13 protein-coding genes and 2 riboswitches are annotated in these 13,422 nt (G+C 63.7%); of the genes, 4 read left to right on the forward strand and 9 right to left on the reverse strand.

The genetic code is table 11. The features are described from left to right. Positions 1-13: 13 nt before the first annotated feature. The 8 genes from AC0V2S_RS07055 to AC0V2S_RS07090 all read right to left on the reverse strand — a co-directional run bounded on the left by AC0V2S_RS07055 (position 14) and on the right by AC0V2S_RS07090 (position 4,833). Positions 14-514: a GNAT family N-acetyltransferase gene (locus AC0V2S_RS07055; RefSeq protein ID WP_475509125.1), complete on the reverse strand. Its 501-nt coding sequence runs from the start codon at positions 512-514 to the stop codon at positions 14-16. Positions 515-591: 77 nt separating this feature from the next. Then, on the reverse strand, positions 592-1,362 hold the full coding sequence (locus tag AC0V2S_RS07060; RefSeq protein WP_475509126.1) for an HvfC/BufC N-terminal domain-containing protein: 771 nt from the start codon (positions 1,360-1,362) through the stop codon (positions 592-594). Further along, positions 1,353-2,213, reverse strand: coding sequence for an MNIO family bufferin maturase (gene bufB, locus AC0V2S_RS07065; RefSeq protein ID WP_475509127.1), 861 nt, complete (start codon positions 2,211-2,213; stop codon positions 1,353-1,355). Before bufB ends, AC0V2S_RS07060 begins: the two co-directional genes overlap by 10 nt. Before the next feature lie 49 nt (positions 2,214-2,262). Continuing rightward, positions 2,263-2,514, reverse strand: coding sequence for a BufA2 family periplasmic bufferin-type metallophore (gene bufA2, locus AC0V2S_RS07070; RefSeq protein ID WP_475509128.1), 252 nt, complete (start codon positions 2,512-2,514; stop codon positions 2,263-2,265). Positions 2,515-2,673: 159 nt separating this feature from the next. After that, positions 2,674-3,429 carry a precorrin-4 C(11)-methyltransferase gene (gene cobM, locus AC0V2S_RS07075; RefSeq protein WP_475509129.1) on the reverse strand — a complete coding sequence of 252 codons (756 nt, stop codon included), beginning with the start codon at positions 3,427-3,429 and terminating at the stop codon, positions 2,674-2,676. Further along, positions 3,426-3,839, reverse strand: coding sequence for a cobalamin biosynthesis protein (locus AC0V2S_RS07080; RefSeq protein WP_475509130.1), 414 nt, complete (start codon positions 3,837-3,839; stop codon positions 3,426-3,428). The genes cobM and AC0V2S_RS07080 overlap by 4 nt, the downstream gene beginning before the upstream one ends. A gap of 79 nt (positions 3,840-3,918) precedes the next feature. Next, positions 3,919-4,635 (reverse strand): CbtA family protein, encoded by a 717-nt coding sequence (locus AC0V2S_RS07085; RefSeq protein WP_475509131.1) that lies wholly within the window; start codon positions 4,633-4,635, stop codon positions 3,919-3,921. Between the two features lie 12 nt (positions 4,636-4,647). Then, entirely contained in the window at positions 4,648-4,833 is a 186-nt protein-coding gene (locus tag AC0V2S_RS07090) for a CbtB domain-containing protein (protein ID WP_271193445.1), read from the reverse strand. A gap of 110 nt (positions 4,834-4,943) precedes the next feature. After that, a riboswitch (cobalamin riboswitch) is annotated at positions 4,944-5,097 on the reverse strand. A 256-nt stretch (positions 5,098-5,353) separates the two neighbouring features. After that, positions 5,354-5,552, forward strand: a riboswitch (cobalamin riboswitch). A gap of 113 nt (positions 5,553-5,665) precedes the next feature. Between AC0V2S_RS07090 and cobW the strand changes: the two genes are divergently transcribed. The 4 genes from cobW (at position 5,666) to AC0V2S_RS07110 (ending at position 12,335) form a co-directional block, all read left to right on the forward strand. Then, positions 5,666-6,718: a cobalamin biosynthesis protein CobW gene (gene cobW, locus AC0V2S_RS07095; RefSeq protein WP_475509132.1), complete on the forward strand. Its 1,053-nt coding sequence runs from the start codon at positions 5,666-5,668 to the stop codon at positions 6,716-6,718. Between the two features lie 166 nt (positions 6,719-6,884). After that, positions 6,885-10,640, forward strand: a complete 3,756-nt coding sequence (gene cobN / locus AC0V2S_RS07100) for a cobaltochelatase subunit CobN (RefSeq protein ID WP_475509133.1) — start codon at positions 6,885-6,887, stop codon at positions 10,638-10,640. 64 nt (positions 10,641-10,704) lie between these two features. Continuing rightward, positions 10,705-11,703, forward strand: a complete 999-nt coding sequence (locus AC0V2S_RS07105) for a magnesium chelatase ATPase subunit I (RefSeq protein WP_475509134.1) — start codon at positions 10,705-10,707, stop codon at positions 11,701-11,703. After that, a complete protein-coding gene (locus AC0V2S_RS07110) occupies positions 11,685-12,335 on the forward strand; it encodes a vWA domain-containing protein (protein ID WP_475509332.1) in 651 nt (216 codons plus the stop codon). Before AC0V2S_RS07105 ends, AC0V2S_RS07110 begins: the two co-directional genes overlap by 19 nt. A gap of 132 nt (positions 12,336-12,467) precedes the next feature. On the opposite strand, the gene AC0V2S_RS07115 is transcribed toward AC0V2S_RS07110, so the two are convergent. Then, complete coding sequence (locus AC0V2S_RS07115) at positions 12,468-13,421, reverse strand: sensor domain-containing diguanylate cyclase (RefSeq protein ID WP_475509135.1); 954 nt, start codon at positions 13,419-13,421, stop codon at positions 12,468-12,470. Position 13,422 lies beyond the last annotated feature (1 nt).

Below are 13,422 nucleotides of genomic sequence, written 5' to 3' on the forward strand. Positions count from 1 at the left end.
GCGAACGGTCTCATCAGGCCTCGGTTTCTTCCTTGTAAACCTGCAACCCCCGCGCCTTGTAATTCCCCAACGCACTCGGGTGATCGAGCGTGCAGGTATGCACCCACACTCGCTTGGTACCTGCCCACGCCCACGCCGATTGCAGCGCATGCGTCAGCATCGGGCCGCCGAACCCTTTACCGAAAAACGCTTCCACCAGGCCGAAATAGAGAATCTCCACATCGCCTTCAGCACTGCGTTGCAGCTCGTAGTAACCAGCAATCGCGCCCTGCTCGTAGGCGACAAAGGTGCGGTGGCTGTCTTGCTCCACCAAGTCGCGCCATTGCTGATCGGTCCACACCAGTTTGTCAGTCCATTCCCACGGGCCGCCCACCAGTTGGTAGAGAAAGCGGTTCAGCGGGAACTGCTTGATGGCACATTCGACAATGCTCAGCGCGGCCGGCATCGGCTTGCCACGAATGGCGTCGCTGCTGTGCATTTCCAGGTAGTACGTGATGTTTTCAACAGCTGCCATAACCGGCCCCTGAGTGGAATTCGGCGCCGAGATTAATCCACCAGCGCGCTCAGGGGCACATCCAGCTGACGGTTTTTTTATCCGTACAGATCGGCACGTTGCAGCAGCCCTTCGCTTAGCCATTGCTTGAGCCAGCCCGCCGCCTGGGGTGCGGCGCCGTCGTCCAGATGAGCAAGGCTCAGGCACAGCTCGGCGAAGGTCCAGCTGTGTTCTGTCATGCCCGCAAAGGCTTCACTTTCGCTCGGACCCATGGTGCGAAATTGCCCCTGCAACTCGTGCCGCCACACCAGGCACAGCATCGGTTCTGACAAGGGTTCGCTGGTCGGCAACGGATCTTCATTTTTGTGCGCGCGCCAGATCGCCAGGCTATTGAACGCCAGCGGCACGCGCTGCACCGTCGGCAGGCATTGCACGCGCAGCTCCGGCCACTCGGCGGGCGGCAGGCTGGCCATTTGCGGCAAGGTGAGGGGCGTGCCGGGCGCCGCATCGAAGGCCAGGGTGAAGGCCCATTCCAGCTGCGCCAGCTCGGCCCAGGCCGGCTCGTGAATAAACGCCGGAAACTGCGCACCCAGCCAGCGCAGGCTGAAATGCTGCGACGGATGCGCCTGCAAGTAAGCCGCCGCCAGCTCGGCAAACACCTCATCCCCCACCAGCGCGAGCACGGCCGGAAAATCGCCGCGCAGGGTTTCCTGCAACCGCGCGCGGTACGCGTTGTGGTAAATCGCTAACCCGGTTTCGGCACTTAGCGTGGCACTGCCCTGCAACGTGCTGAGTAATGCCGGTGCCGGCGTTTCCTGAGCGTCTAGCAGGTACGCCTCCAGGCTCAGCTGCCACTCCCTCAGGCGCATACCGGTTCTCGCATCAAGGCCAGGGTGCCAAGGTTGCGGGCTTGCTCCAGTTCGGCCAGCAAGTCGCTTAGCGGCGGAAAATGATCATCGCGCTCCAGCAAGGTGGCCACCGGCCCCAGGTGCTGCACAGTGCGTTGGTACAGCTGCCACACCGGGTCGCTCACCGGCTGGTCATGGGTGTCGATCACATAGCTGCCGTAATCGCTGTGGCCGGCCAGATGCAACTGGCGGATACGGTCGGGCGGCAAGGCGCGGATAAATTCCCACGGCTCAAAGCCGTGGTTGCGCGAGCTGACGTACACATTGTTGATATCCAGCAGCAGCTCGCAGCCACTGAGCTCGCTCAGGGCCGCCAGAAACTGCCACTCGGTCAATTCATCGGCGGCGGTGCGCACATAGCTGGAGACGTTTTCCAGCACCAGCGGCCGACCCAGCACGTCCTGCACCTGGCGCACCCGGGCGGCCACGTGTTGCAGGCTTTCTTCGCTGTACGGCAACGGCAGTAGATCGTGCAGTTGGTGGGCGCTGCCACGGCTCCAGCACAGGTGATCGGAAATCCACGCCGGGTGAATACGTTGGGCCAGTTGCCGTACCTGCTTGAGGTAGTTCATATCCAACGCGTGCGGGCCGCCAATGGACAGCGACACGCCATGCATCACCATCGGATAACGCTCGGCGATGGCGTCGAGGTAGTGCAGGGCTTTGCCGCCGTCGACCAGGTAATTTTCGGTCAGCACTTCAAACCAATCCACAGCGGGGTTGGTCTGCAGAATTTCGTCGTAATAGGCGGTACGCAGCCCCAGGCCATAGCCCAGAACGGTGCTGCCATTAATGGTTGGGGTGACAGGCATCGTGCGCTCCAGAGCAGCGGGGCAGCCGCGAAGGCCGCCCCGTAAACCCTTATTCCCCGACCTTGCCACCGGCTTTGGTGCAAGCTTCAGAGGTCATGGCCTTGAAGCCCTGGCCTTTGCACGAGCCCTGCCCTTTGCAGGCGTTGCTGGCAGTTTTGCAGTCGTTCTGGCCTTTGCAGCCGTTCACGCCATAGCAATGCACATTGGCGTCTGCAGCGAATACCTGGGTCGACATGCCGGCAAACAGGCCAGCGGCAGCCATCGCGAGGGCGGCACCAGCAGCAGCGGTTTTCATAGTCATGTTGTTCTACCTCGGTGAAGGGTGCCGGCCGTAATAGGCTTATTCAGTCCCGGCATAGAGATAGAGTTAAGACCTATAACGGCGTTACAGCGGCCGGTAAAAATACTTCATTATTTTTTACCGACCGGTGGCCAGCCCTCGCCGTTCGTGGGTTTGCGCTTATTCGCTGGCAGGACGAAACAGGTGCGCGTGACCGGCGCGGTACAGGTTGGAATCGGCAAACGCATCGGCCGCCAGCACCCGCCCGACCACAATCAACGCAGTGCGTTGAAACCCTTTGGCCGCTACGCCGGCTTCGATATCGGCGAGCGTGCCCAGCACCCAATCCTGATCCGGCCAACTGGCGCGGTGCACCACGGCAATCGGGCAGTCGGCGCCGTAGTGCGGCAGCAGTTCCTCGACGATCTTCGCCAGGTGCTGCACGCCGAGGTGGATAGCCATGGTGGTGCCGTGGCGCGCCAGGTCAGCCAGCTCTTCGCCGGCGGGCATTTTCGAGCGGCTGCCGTAGCGGGTCAGAATCACTGTCTGGGCGATACCCGGCAGGGTCAGTTCGCTTTCCAGCAGCGCCGCGCAGGCGGCCGTAGCGGTAACACCGGGGATGATTTCGAAGGGGATATTCAGCCGGCGCAAATGGCGAATCTGCTCGCCGATGGCGCCGTATAACGACGGGTCGCCGGAGTGCACGCGGGCCACGTCCTGGCCGTTGGTATGCGCGGTTTCGATCAGGCCGATGATCTCGTCCAGGTGCAGCTCGGCGGTGTTTACCACGGTCTCGGCGTTATGCCCTTCCAGCACCGCTTCGGGCACCAAAGAACCGGCATACAGCAGCACCGGGCAGCTGCGAATCAGGCGTTGACCCTTCACTGTGACCAGCTCCGGATCGCCGGGGCCGGCGCCAATAAAATAGACCGTCATGCGTGTTCCTCTACCCCTGCCAGGGCCACGCTGGCCTGGGCACTGCTGTGTTTGCCGATACGCAGGTTGGCCCGGCGTCCGCTGACCGCTTCCACTTGAGCCAACGCGCAGGCTTCGGCGACGCTGGCTGTGCCGATGGCGCGCTGGGCGATCTCCGACACGTGACCAACTCGATCTTCCACGGCCTGCAATTGCGCCGGCGTAAAAAAGGCCAGCGGCAGGTTCAGTTGCGCCGCCAATGCCAACAACCCCGCTTCGTTGCGCTTGTGCTCCACGCTGGCCAAGCCGCTGAGGTCGGCCAGGCTCAAGCCATTGGCCGCCAGCGTCTGCTCCAGCAACTGACGCAACTGCGCCGCATCGCACCCTGCGCGACAGCCAATTCCAGCAATAAAGGGCGGCACAATCGGCACAAGAAAAACGCCTGCAAGAATTAAGAAAAAACCCGCTGGGGGCATGCCCACCAGCGGGTTTGTGCGCAGCAGCGGCGAATTAAACCGCGTTGCTGCCGGCGAAGCGACGGTACAGCCACGCGCTCAGCAGGCCCAGGGCCGACCAGAACAGCGCGTTGGTGATTAACGAAGCCCAGATGAACTGATGCTCCAGTGCTTCCGGCGCCAGGCTCGAATGCACTTCAGGCTGTGGTGCGCCGATCACATGGGGAACCACCAGCAACACGGCACCCACAACCTTCACCGCCCAGTGACGGGCAAACACCAGCAAGGCCAGGCCGACCGCAGTGCCGGTCGCGGTGCCAATCCACCAGTACTGACGCAGCTGCAAATCGGCAGCGGCGGTACCCGGCAGTTCCGGCGGCAAGCCCAGCGATGGCGCCAGGCAGAACGTGGCGAAACCGGCCAGGCCCCAGAACAGGCCATCACGGGTACGACCCGGCGCACGCAAGGTGTAGAGGCCAGCCAGCATCAGGGCGAAACCGACAGCGACCACCAGGTTGCCGCCAGTGGTGGACAGCACGCGCTGCCAGCCATCTTGCGGCGACCAGGCTTCGCTGCTGTGTTCATGCTCGTGTGCTGCGGCGCCAGCGTCATGGCTGTGTTCGGTAACCACTTGCTCGGTAGCGGGCTCGGCGTTCTCGAAGGTTTCACCCTGGAGAATCAGCGGGGCAACCCAGAAGCTTTGCAGCAAAGTGAGGAACAGGGCGCCCAGCAGGCCGGTAAAGCCGGCGGTCTGCGCAATACGCTTAATCATGACGGCTACCCCTTAGTGGCACGGAAACGCGGCACTGTGACGGGTATCGTGGGCTGCGTTGTGCACCGCCTCGATATGCGAAAAGCCGGCGAAATACACCAGCAAGGCGCCCAGCAAGCCGGCGCCAATCGCCAGAACCAGGCGTTGGGATAGCGAGGCGCTGGCCTCGGCAGAATGTGTAAGGGTGCTACTGGACATGACCGTTCCCTCTGAACTGGAAATGAAAACGTAGCAGAAGGGAACGCACGAGGAGCCGAATGCGCGCGCATTCAGACTTCCGGCTTGCGCCCGCCCACCGCGGGTTTTGCCTACTGGTATGAATTCAGGCCGGTCTCCGGGCTCGCGCTGTAAACAGCGCCTACCGTTGCGGGGGCAGCGTCGGACTAACCACAAAAGGGCGCACCGACTTCCCGTTTCACCTTGCGCACGACGACGCAAGACACCTGAAACAGCGCGCAAGGACACCATTTTCAACGGCAAAGGTCAACGGTGGACTCTTGCTGCCTACCGCCATCTACGCTTATCCGTAAATCTGGATCCCCGCCTGCGCGGGGATGACGGTGATAGCTGCAAAAAACTCCGTCGCCCCCGCGAAGGCGGGGGCCCAGACTGGCTCGCCGGGCGGGATTCTTTTGCAAGAATCTGAACTGCGTACCGACTCATCAGAATGACGGGGGCCTTGATAGGTGCCGAATTTGACCCACACCCCATCACTGCGTAGCCTTGCTCGCTTCGAGGTTCTCCACGCCGTTCAGGTGTGGAGCTAAGAGGGAACGCGGTCTAGCCGCGGCTGCCCCCGCAACTGTGAACAACCTGCTTTCTTCCAATGCCACTGCACCTGCGGGAAGGCGAAGAAAGCGGCCCGGACAACGGGCCAGGTTGAAAGCCAGGAGACCTGCCTCGTAAAGCATTCACGACAACCGGGCGGGGTGATCCGGTAGCGAACGCCTGCTGCGTGCACCCTGCTCGCCGCCGTCCTCGCCGCTGCCCGCCGATCCGATTTCGCTCGCATCACACAGGGCTGCAACCGATGAAAAGCTTGGCCAAACTTCCCGTCACCATCGTTACCGGCTTCCTTGGCGCCGGCAAAACCACCCTGCTGCGTCATATGCTCGACAACGCCGAAGGCCGCCGCATCGCGGTAATCGTCAACGAGTTCGGCGAGCTGGGCATCGACGGCGAAATCCTCAAGCAATGCTCCATCGGCTGCACCGAAGAAGAAGCCAACGGCCGCGTGTATGAGCTGGCCAACGGCTGCCTGTGCTGCACCGTGCAGGAGGAGTTTTTCCCGGTGATGCGCGAGCTGGTGGCGCGCCGTGGCGACCTCGACCAGATCCTCATCGAAACCTCCGGCCTGGCCCTGCCCAAGCCGCTGGTGCAAGCCTTCAACTGGCCGGAAATCCGCAACGCCTGCACCGTGGACGCAGTGATCACCGTGGTCGACAGCCCAGCCGTGGCCGCCGGCACCTTCGCCGCTTTCCCCGACCAGGTGGACGCCCAGCGCCGCGAAGACCCGAACCTGGATCACGAATCGCCGCTGCACGAGCTGTTCGCCGACCAACTGGCCAGCGCCGATCTCGTCATCCTCAATAAAGCCGACCTGCTCAGCCCCGAAGCCCTGGCCGCCGTGCGCGCCGAAGTGGCCGAAGAGCTGCCGCCAGCGGTCAAAGTGATCGAAGCGCGCAGCGGCGTGCTGCCGCTCTCCGTGCTGCTGGGCCTGAACTCGGAAACCGAGCTGCACATCGACAGCCGCAAAACCCACCACGACCTGGAAGACCACGAAGAGCACGACCACGACGAGTTCGACTCCTTCTCCTTCGAGCTGCCGGAAGTGGAAGAAGCCCAACTGCTGGCCGCCCTCAATGGCCTGGTCGAGCGCCATGGCGTGCTGCGCATCAAGGGCTTTGCTGCCATTCCGAACAAGCCGATGCGCCTGCTGATTCAGGGCGTGGGCAAGCGCTTCGACAAACACTTCGACCGCGCCTGGCGCAGCGACGAAGTGCGCGCCAGTCATTTGGTGATCATTGGCCAGGAGCTGGATCAGGCGGTGATTAGCAACGAACTGCGTACGGCGTTGGTGTGACGGTCACGCTCTTTGCTTTTGCCCCCTCTCCCGCTTGCGGGAGAGGGCTGGGGAGAGGGCCGCTTTTCTTCGCCGCTCATTACGGCGCTAAAGATCAAATGCCCCTCTCCCTCGGTCCCTCTCCCGCAAGCGGGCGAGGGATGCAAAACGCGGCGGGCTATTAACCATGCACTTACTCCGCACCCAACCCGGTGGTTTCGTTCCCGCTGATGGCATCGCCCATCTGGCGCAAACCCCTGCGGATGTTGTGATTCTGTGCACCGGCGACTCGCACCTATCCTTGCTCGCCGCCGCCGCACAAACCCTGCCCGACCACTACCCCACCCTGCGCCTGGCAAGCCCCGCGCAATTGCAGAACCACGCCTCGGTCGACCTGTACGTCGAGGAAGTGCTGCAACACGCCAAGGTGATTCTGGTGTCGGTGCACGGCGGCCTGAGTTATTGGCGCTATGGCATCGAGCGTCTGGTGGAGTTGGCCGAGCGCGGCGCGCAGCTGATTCTGGTACCCGGCGACGACAGCCCGGACCCGGAGCTCACCGCCTTGGGCACCGTCAGCGCCGAACAAGCCGACCGCCTCTGGCAGTACCTGCGCCAGGGTGGTGTGGATAACGCCCGGCAGCTATTCCATTACCTGGCCAGCACCTGGCTTGACGGTGAGTACGCCTGGGTCGAACCCAAGCCGTTGCCCCGCGTCGGCGTGTATCACCCGACTGTGGTCAACGCCGGCCTGGCCGACTGGCAGGCTGCCTGGCAACCCGGCCAACCGGTCGTGGGCATGCTGTTCTACCGCACCCATGTGCAGTCGGCGAACACCGCGTTTATCCACAGCTTCTGCGAGTGCCTCAGCGCCCAAGGCCTGAACCCGCTGCCCATCGCCGTCGCCAGCTTGAAAGAAGCGGCGTGCCTGGCCGTGGTGGAAGACCTGCTCGACCAGAGCGCCGCCAGCCTGATCATCAACACCACCGGCTTTGCCCAGTCCAACCCCGAGCAACCCAACCTGCGCCCGTTCCGCCGCGACGTGCCGGTGCTGCAAGCCATCTGCGCGCTGGATAACCAGCCGCTGTGGCAGGCCAACCCGCAGGGCCTCGGCTCGCGCGACCTGGCCATGCATATCGCCCTGCCAGAACTGGACGGGCGCATCATCACCCGGCCGATCAGCTTCAAGGGCCTGGCGTGGCGCAGCGAGCGCAGCCAGAGCGATGTGGTGTGCTACGAGGCGGACCTGGATCGCATGGCATTTGTTGCCGAACTGGCGCGCCGTTGGGTCGAGCTGGCGCAGCGGGGTAACGCGGATAAACGTATCGCCCTGGTGCTGGCCAACTACCCCACCCGCGACGGCCGGATCGGCAACGGCGTGGGTCTGGATACGCCCGCCGCGGCGCTGAATATTCTGCGTGCGCTGCAAGCCGAGGGTTACCCGGTTGACGGTTTGCCGGCCACAGGCACGGCGTTGATCCACGAGCTGCTCGGCGGCGTCACCAATGACCTCGACACCCTCGACCTGCGCCCCTGCGCGCAAAGCCTGGCGCTGGACGATTACCACCGCCTGTTTGCCCGTCTGCCCGAGGCCAACCAGCAGGCCGTGCGCGAACGCTGGGGCGAGCCCGAGCAAGACCCAATGTACCGACGCGATGGCCGCAGCGGCCGCATGATGATCGCTGGCCTGCGTTACGGCCTGACCTTTGTCGGCATCCAACCGGCACGCGGCTATCAGCTGGACGCCAGCGCCGTGTATCACGACCCCGATCTGGTGCCGCCCCACGGCTACCTGGCGTTCTATTTCTGGCTGCGGGACACCTTCGCCATGAACGCCGTGGTGCATGTCGGCAAGCACGGCAATCTGGAGTGGCTGCCGGGCAAAAGTGTCGGCCTGTCCGCCACCTGTTGGCCCGACGCCATTCTTGGCCCGACGCCCAACGTCTACCCGTTTATCGTCAACGACCCCGGCGAAGGCGCGCAGGCCAAACGCCGTACCCAGGCGGTGATCATCGACCACCTGATGCCGCCGCTTACCCGCGCCGAAAGCTACGGCCCGCTGCGCGATATCGAGCGCCTGGCCGATGAGTATTACGACGCCTCGCTGCTGGACGAACGCCGCGCCACCGAACTGCGCAGCGAAATTCTTGCCCTGGTGCGCGTCACCAAACTGGACCATGAGCTGCAACTGCAGATCAACGAAGACCCCAACTCCTGGCTGCCGCAGCTGGATGCGTACCTGTGCGACCTGAAGGAATCGCAGATTCGCGATGGCCTGCATGTGTTCGGCGAATCGCCGGCCGGGCGGCTGCGTCTGGATACGTTGCTGGCCTTGCTGCGTATTCCCCGTGGCGACGGCAAGGGTCGCAATGCCAGCCTGTTGCAGGCGTTGGCCAAAGACTTTGAGCTGGGTTTCAACCCGCTCAATTGCGAGATGGCGGCGGTGTGGGAAGGGCCGCGACCGCAGGTGTTGGCCGGTGTCAGCAGCGACAGCTGGCGCAGCCACGGCGATACCCGCGAACGCCTGGAGCTGTATGGCGTGCAGTTGATCGAAGCCACCCTGAACGACGCGTCACCTGTTTGCGGCGAACAAACCCAGGCCGTGCTGCACGCCCTGCGCGAACAGGTCGCGCCGACCCTGGACGCCTGCGGCCCGGCCGAAATGCACGGCCTGCTCGCCGCCCTGCGCGGCGCCTTTGTGCCGGCCGGGCCGAGCGGCGCGCCGAGCCGCGGGCGGCTTGATGTGCTGCCCACCGGGCGCAATTTCTACTCCGTGGATGTGCGCAACCTGCCCACGCCAACCGCCTGGCGTATCGGTTTCCAGTCCGCCAGCCTGCTGCTCGAACGCCATCTGCAAGACCACGGCGACCACCTGCGTCAACTCGGCCTGTCGGTATGGGGCACCGCCACCATGCGCACCGGCGGCGACGATATGGCCCAGGCCATGGCGCTGATGGGCGTGCGCCCGGTATGGCAGGCCGGCAGCCAGCGGGTGGAAGATTTCGAGATTCTGCCGCTCTCCCTGCTCGACCGCCCGCGGGTGGATGTGACCTTGCGCGTGTCCGGCTTTTTCCGCGATGCGTTCAGCAACCTGATCCGTCTGTTCGACGCCGCCGTGCAAGCGGTGGCCGAGCTCGACGAACCGGACGATATGAACCCGCTAGCGGCCCGCGTCCGCCAGGATCGTCAGCGCCTGGAGCAGCAAGGCATGGCGACCGAGCAAGCCCGTCGCGAAGCCGGCTGGCGGGTGTTCGGCAGCAAGCCTGGGGCATATGGCGCCGGCATACAAAACGCCATCGAAGAGCGCCTGTGGCAAACCCGTGCAGACCTGGCCGAGGTGTACCTGAACTGGGGCAGCTACGCCTATGGCGCCGGAGATGCCGGCACCCCGGCGCGCGAGCAGTTCGTGCAGAAGCTCGAGCGCTTGCAGGCCGTTTTGCATAACCAGGACAACCGCGAGCACGACATTCTCGACTCCAACGATTACTACCAATTCCAGGGCGGCATGCTCGCCGCTGTGGAAACCCTGCGCGGCGCGCCGGTGGCCAGCTACCACGGCGACCACAGCCAGGCCGACAACCCGCGCATTCGCACCCTGAAAGAAGAACTCAACCGGGTTGTGCGCGCCCGCGCGGCCAACCCGAAATGGATCGCCGGGATGAAACGCCACGGCTACAAGGGCGCCTTCGAACTGGCCGCCACCGTGGACTATCTGTGCGCCTTCGACGCCACCAGCGAGCTGATCGACGACCACCAGTACCAGTTGCTCACCGATGCCTATTTGCTCGACCCGGACACCCGCGACTTTATCCAGCAGCACAACCCCGGCGCCCTGCGCGATATCACCGAGCGGTTGCTGGAAGCGCAGCAGCGCGGGTTGTGGCAGGAGCCGGGCGAGTACCGTGAGGCGTTGGAGAATCTGTTGATCGACACGGAAGAATCCTGAGCCTCTCCTACAGGGTTACTCGTTCGCCATTACACTGCAGCCAACCTGCTATCGAGCTATTGCCATGACCCCTCAATTCCCCCTCGCCGCCGTCGTCGCCGCTGACTCGCTAAAACTGGCGCTGTGCCTGGCTGCCATCGACCCGGCCATTGGCGGGGTATTGATTGAGGGCCCGCGCGGGATGGCCAAATCCACCTTGGCACGTGGCGTGGCGCAGCTGCTGCCGGGCGGGCATTTCGTCACCCTGCCGCTGGGCGCCAGCGAAGAGCGCATTGTCGGCACCCTCGATCTGGATGCGGCATTGGGCGAAGGCCGTGCACAGTTTTCTCCCGGTTTGCTGGCCAAGGCAGATGGCGGTGTTTTGTACGTGGATGAAGTGAACCTGCTGCCCGACCACCTGGTAGACCTGCTGCTGGACGTGGCCGCCAGCGGCATCAACCACGTCGAGCGCGACGGCATTTCCCACCACCACAGCGCGCGCTTTGTGCTGATCGGCACCATGAACCCGGAAGAAGGCCAATTGCGCCCGCAACTGCTGGATCGCTTTGGCCTGAAGGTGATTCTCGACGCCCAGCCACAACCGGCCGAGCGTGCGGAAATCGTCCGTCGCCGGCTGGCCTTCGATGCCGACCCGGCGGCCTTTGTGCAGCAGTGGGCCGGGCCGCAACAAGTGTTGCGTGATCGCTGCCTGGCCGCCCGTGATCTGCTCACACAGATTGCCCTGGACGATGCAACCGTCAACGCCATTGCCGAACGTTGCTATGCCGCTGGCGTGGACGGCTTGCGCGCCGATCTGGTGTGGCTACGTGCGGCCCGTGCCCATGCGGCGTGGCGTGGGGATAGGCAAATCACTGCTGAAGATATCGATGCGGTCGAGGCGTTTGCCCTGGAACACCGGCGGCGCCACACCCCTCCACCGGCTGCCCAGCCGCCGCAATCGGCACCGCAGTCTCCCGCCAGTTCGAACGCGGCAACTGGCGAAGGGCAATGGGGTGAGCTGCCGGCGCAAGCCATGCCCACCGGCGCCGCACGCGAGCTGCCGCGCTGGCCAAAAAAGCCCTGAGCATCCGCCCGCGACAGGTCACTGGCGCGGATGCCCTACCCAGACCCGGCGCCCAGCGCGGCGCCATCGATTGGCTCAGCACCCTGCTACGCGGCCGCCCCAAACGCGCCAGCGAGCTGCAGCGCAAACCCCGCAGCCAACGCCCCAGCGAGCTGTGGGTGTTGGTGGTGGATGCGTCCGCCTCTACCCGTCGGCATGGCGCCCTTAGTCAGGCCAAAGGCCTGCTCGGCACGGTGCTGCAACAGGCTTATCAACAACGCGCGCGGGTCGCCGTTCTGCAAGCCACGGGCGTGCAGGCGCAGTGGCCGTTTCAGGGTCAGAAAAGCTCGGCGGCGATGCTGGCGTGGGTAAATGAATTAGGTGCGGGCGGCGGTACGCCATTGATCGAAGGGTTGGTGCAAACCACTACATGGCTGGTGCAACGCCAGCGCAGCAAGCCGGCGGAACAGCAGCGCGTGCTGGTGATTACCGATGGGCGTTTGCGTGAGTGGCCGGCATTGGCGCCGCTGGTTTGCCCGACGGTGCTGGTGGATATCGAAAGTGGGCCGATTCGACTGGGAAGGGCGCGGGTGTTGGCTGAGCAGCTGGGGGCGAATTACCAGCATATCGAAGACTTGCGCTCGAACGTATAACGATGCCGTAACTCCGTCGTCCCAGCGCAGGCTGGGACCCAGGCGCGGAGATGCACCGGCAAACGGTATTTCCATACAAGATTCTGGGTCCCAGCCTACGCTGGGACGACGGTGTAGGTTTTTCGAGAAGGGTTACTCGTAAACCGTCACCCGGTTACGCCCATCTTCTTTCGACGCATACAACGCCTCATCCGCCCAACGAATCCACTCTTCGTGGTGGTCGCAGGTCATGGACAAGTCCGCCACCCCGGCGCTGATGGTCATACGCAACACTTCCCCAGCATGCTCGATCTTCAGCGCCGCTACGTGCTGGCGTAGCCGCTCGGCAAACACGCGGCCGCCTTCCTTGCTGGTGTCGGGCAGCAGAATCACGAACTCTTCACCACCATAGCGGCCGGACACATCCATATCGCGGGTCAGCTCGCGAATGGAGTCGGCCACGCGCTGAATCGCCTTGTCGCCGGCCTGGTGGCCGTAGGTGTCGTTGATGCGTTTGAAGTGGTCGATGTCGAGCATGATCAGCGTCGCGGTGCTGTCGTAGCGACGGTGACGGGCGTGTTCTTTCTGCAGCACTTCTTCCCAGTGACCGCGGTTGTACAGGCCTGTGAGGCGGTCGGTGCTGGAGAGTTTCAGCAGCTCGGCGTTGGCCGAAAGCAGTTGCCGACGGTTGTTGGCCACGTCGGTCACGTCGTAGATCACCAGGCAGATATGGCCGATCTTGCTGTTCGCCGAACGCAGTGGGAACAGCGTGGTGTTCTGGTACATAAAGTCTTCACGGCCGGTGATCGGCTGGTAGTTCTTGAAGCGCAGCAGGTACGGGCGTTGTTCCCAGACGGTAAACGCCGGGGTGCCGAGAGCAGCTACGCCTTCAACCTTTTTGCGGAACCACTTGCCGTCCACTTCCGGAAACAGCTCGAAGAACGAGCTGCCGTGAGCGGTGCCGGGCTGAATGCCGGAGCGGTTTTCCATAAAGGTGTTCCACACCAGCACCCGATAATCCTCGTCGAACACCACTACGCCCACGTCGATGCTCTGCACAATCGCGAGCAGCCAGTGGAATTCGTTGAGGTCGATCGGCTCGTTCATG

Source organism: Pseudomonas sp. CC11G, from assembly GCF_056174845.1.

What these genes read in the sequence shown, in the direction of transcription:
- AC0V2S_RS07055 (WP_475509125.1), bottom strand. Translation starts at nt 514, where the DNA reads ATGGCAGCTGTTGAAAACATCACGTACTACCTGGAAATGCACAGCAGC.
- AC0V2S_RS07060 (WP_475509126.1), bottom strand. Translation starts at nt 1,362, where the DNA reads ATGCGCCTGAGGGAGTGGCAGCTGAGCCTGGAGGCGTACCTGCTAGAC.
- bufB (WP_475509127.1), bottom strand. Translation starts at nt 2,213, where the DNA reads ATGCCTGTCACCCCAACCATTAATGGCAGCACCGTTCTGGGCTATGGC.
- bufA2 (WP_475509128.1), bottom strand. Translation starts at nt 2,514, where the DNA reads ATGACTATGAAAACCGCTGCTGCTGGTGCCGCCCTCGCGATGGCTGCC.
- cobM (WP_475509129.1), bottom strand. Translation starts at nt 3,429, where the DNA reads ATGACGGTCTATTTTATTGGCGCCGGCCCCGGCGATCCGGAGCTGGTC.
- AC0V2S_RS07085 (WP_475509131.1), bottom strand. Translation starts at nt 4,635, where the DNA reads ATGATTAAGCGTATTGCGCAGACCGCCGGCTTTACCGGCCTGCTGGGC.
- AC0V2S_RS07090 (WP_271193445.1), bottom strand. Translation starts at nt 4,833, where the DNA reads ATGTCCAGTAGCACCCTTACACATTCTGCCGAGGCCAGCGCCTCGCTA.
- cobW (WP_475509132.1), top strand. Translation starts at nt 5,666, where the DNA reads ATGAAAAGCTTGGCCAAACTTCCCGTCACCATCGTTACCGGCTTCCTT.
- cobN (WP_475509133.1), top strand. Translation starts at nt 6,885, where the DNA reads ATGCACTTACTCCGCACCCAACCCGGTGGTTTCGTTCCCGCTGATGGC.
- AC0V2S_RS07105 (WP_475509134.1), top strand. Translation starts at nt 10,705, where the DNA reads ATGACCCCTCAATTCCCCCTCGCCGCCGTCGTCGCCGCTGACTCGCTA.
- AC0V2S_RS07115 (WP_475509135.1), bottom strand. Translation starts at nt 13,421, where the DNA reads ATGAACGAGCCGATCGACCTCAACGAATTCCACTGGCTGCTCGCGATT.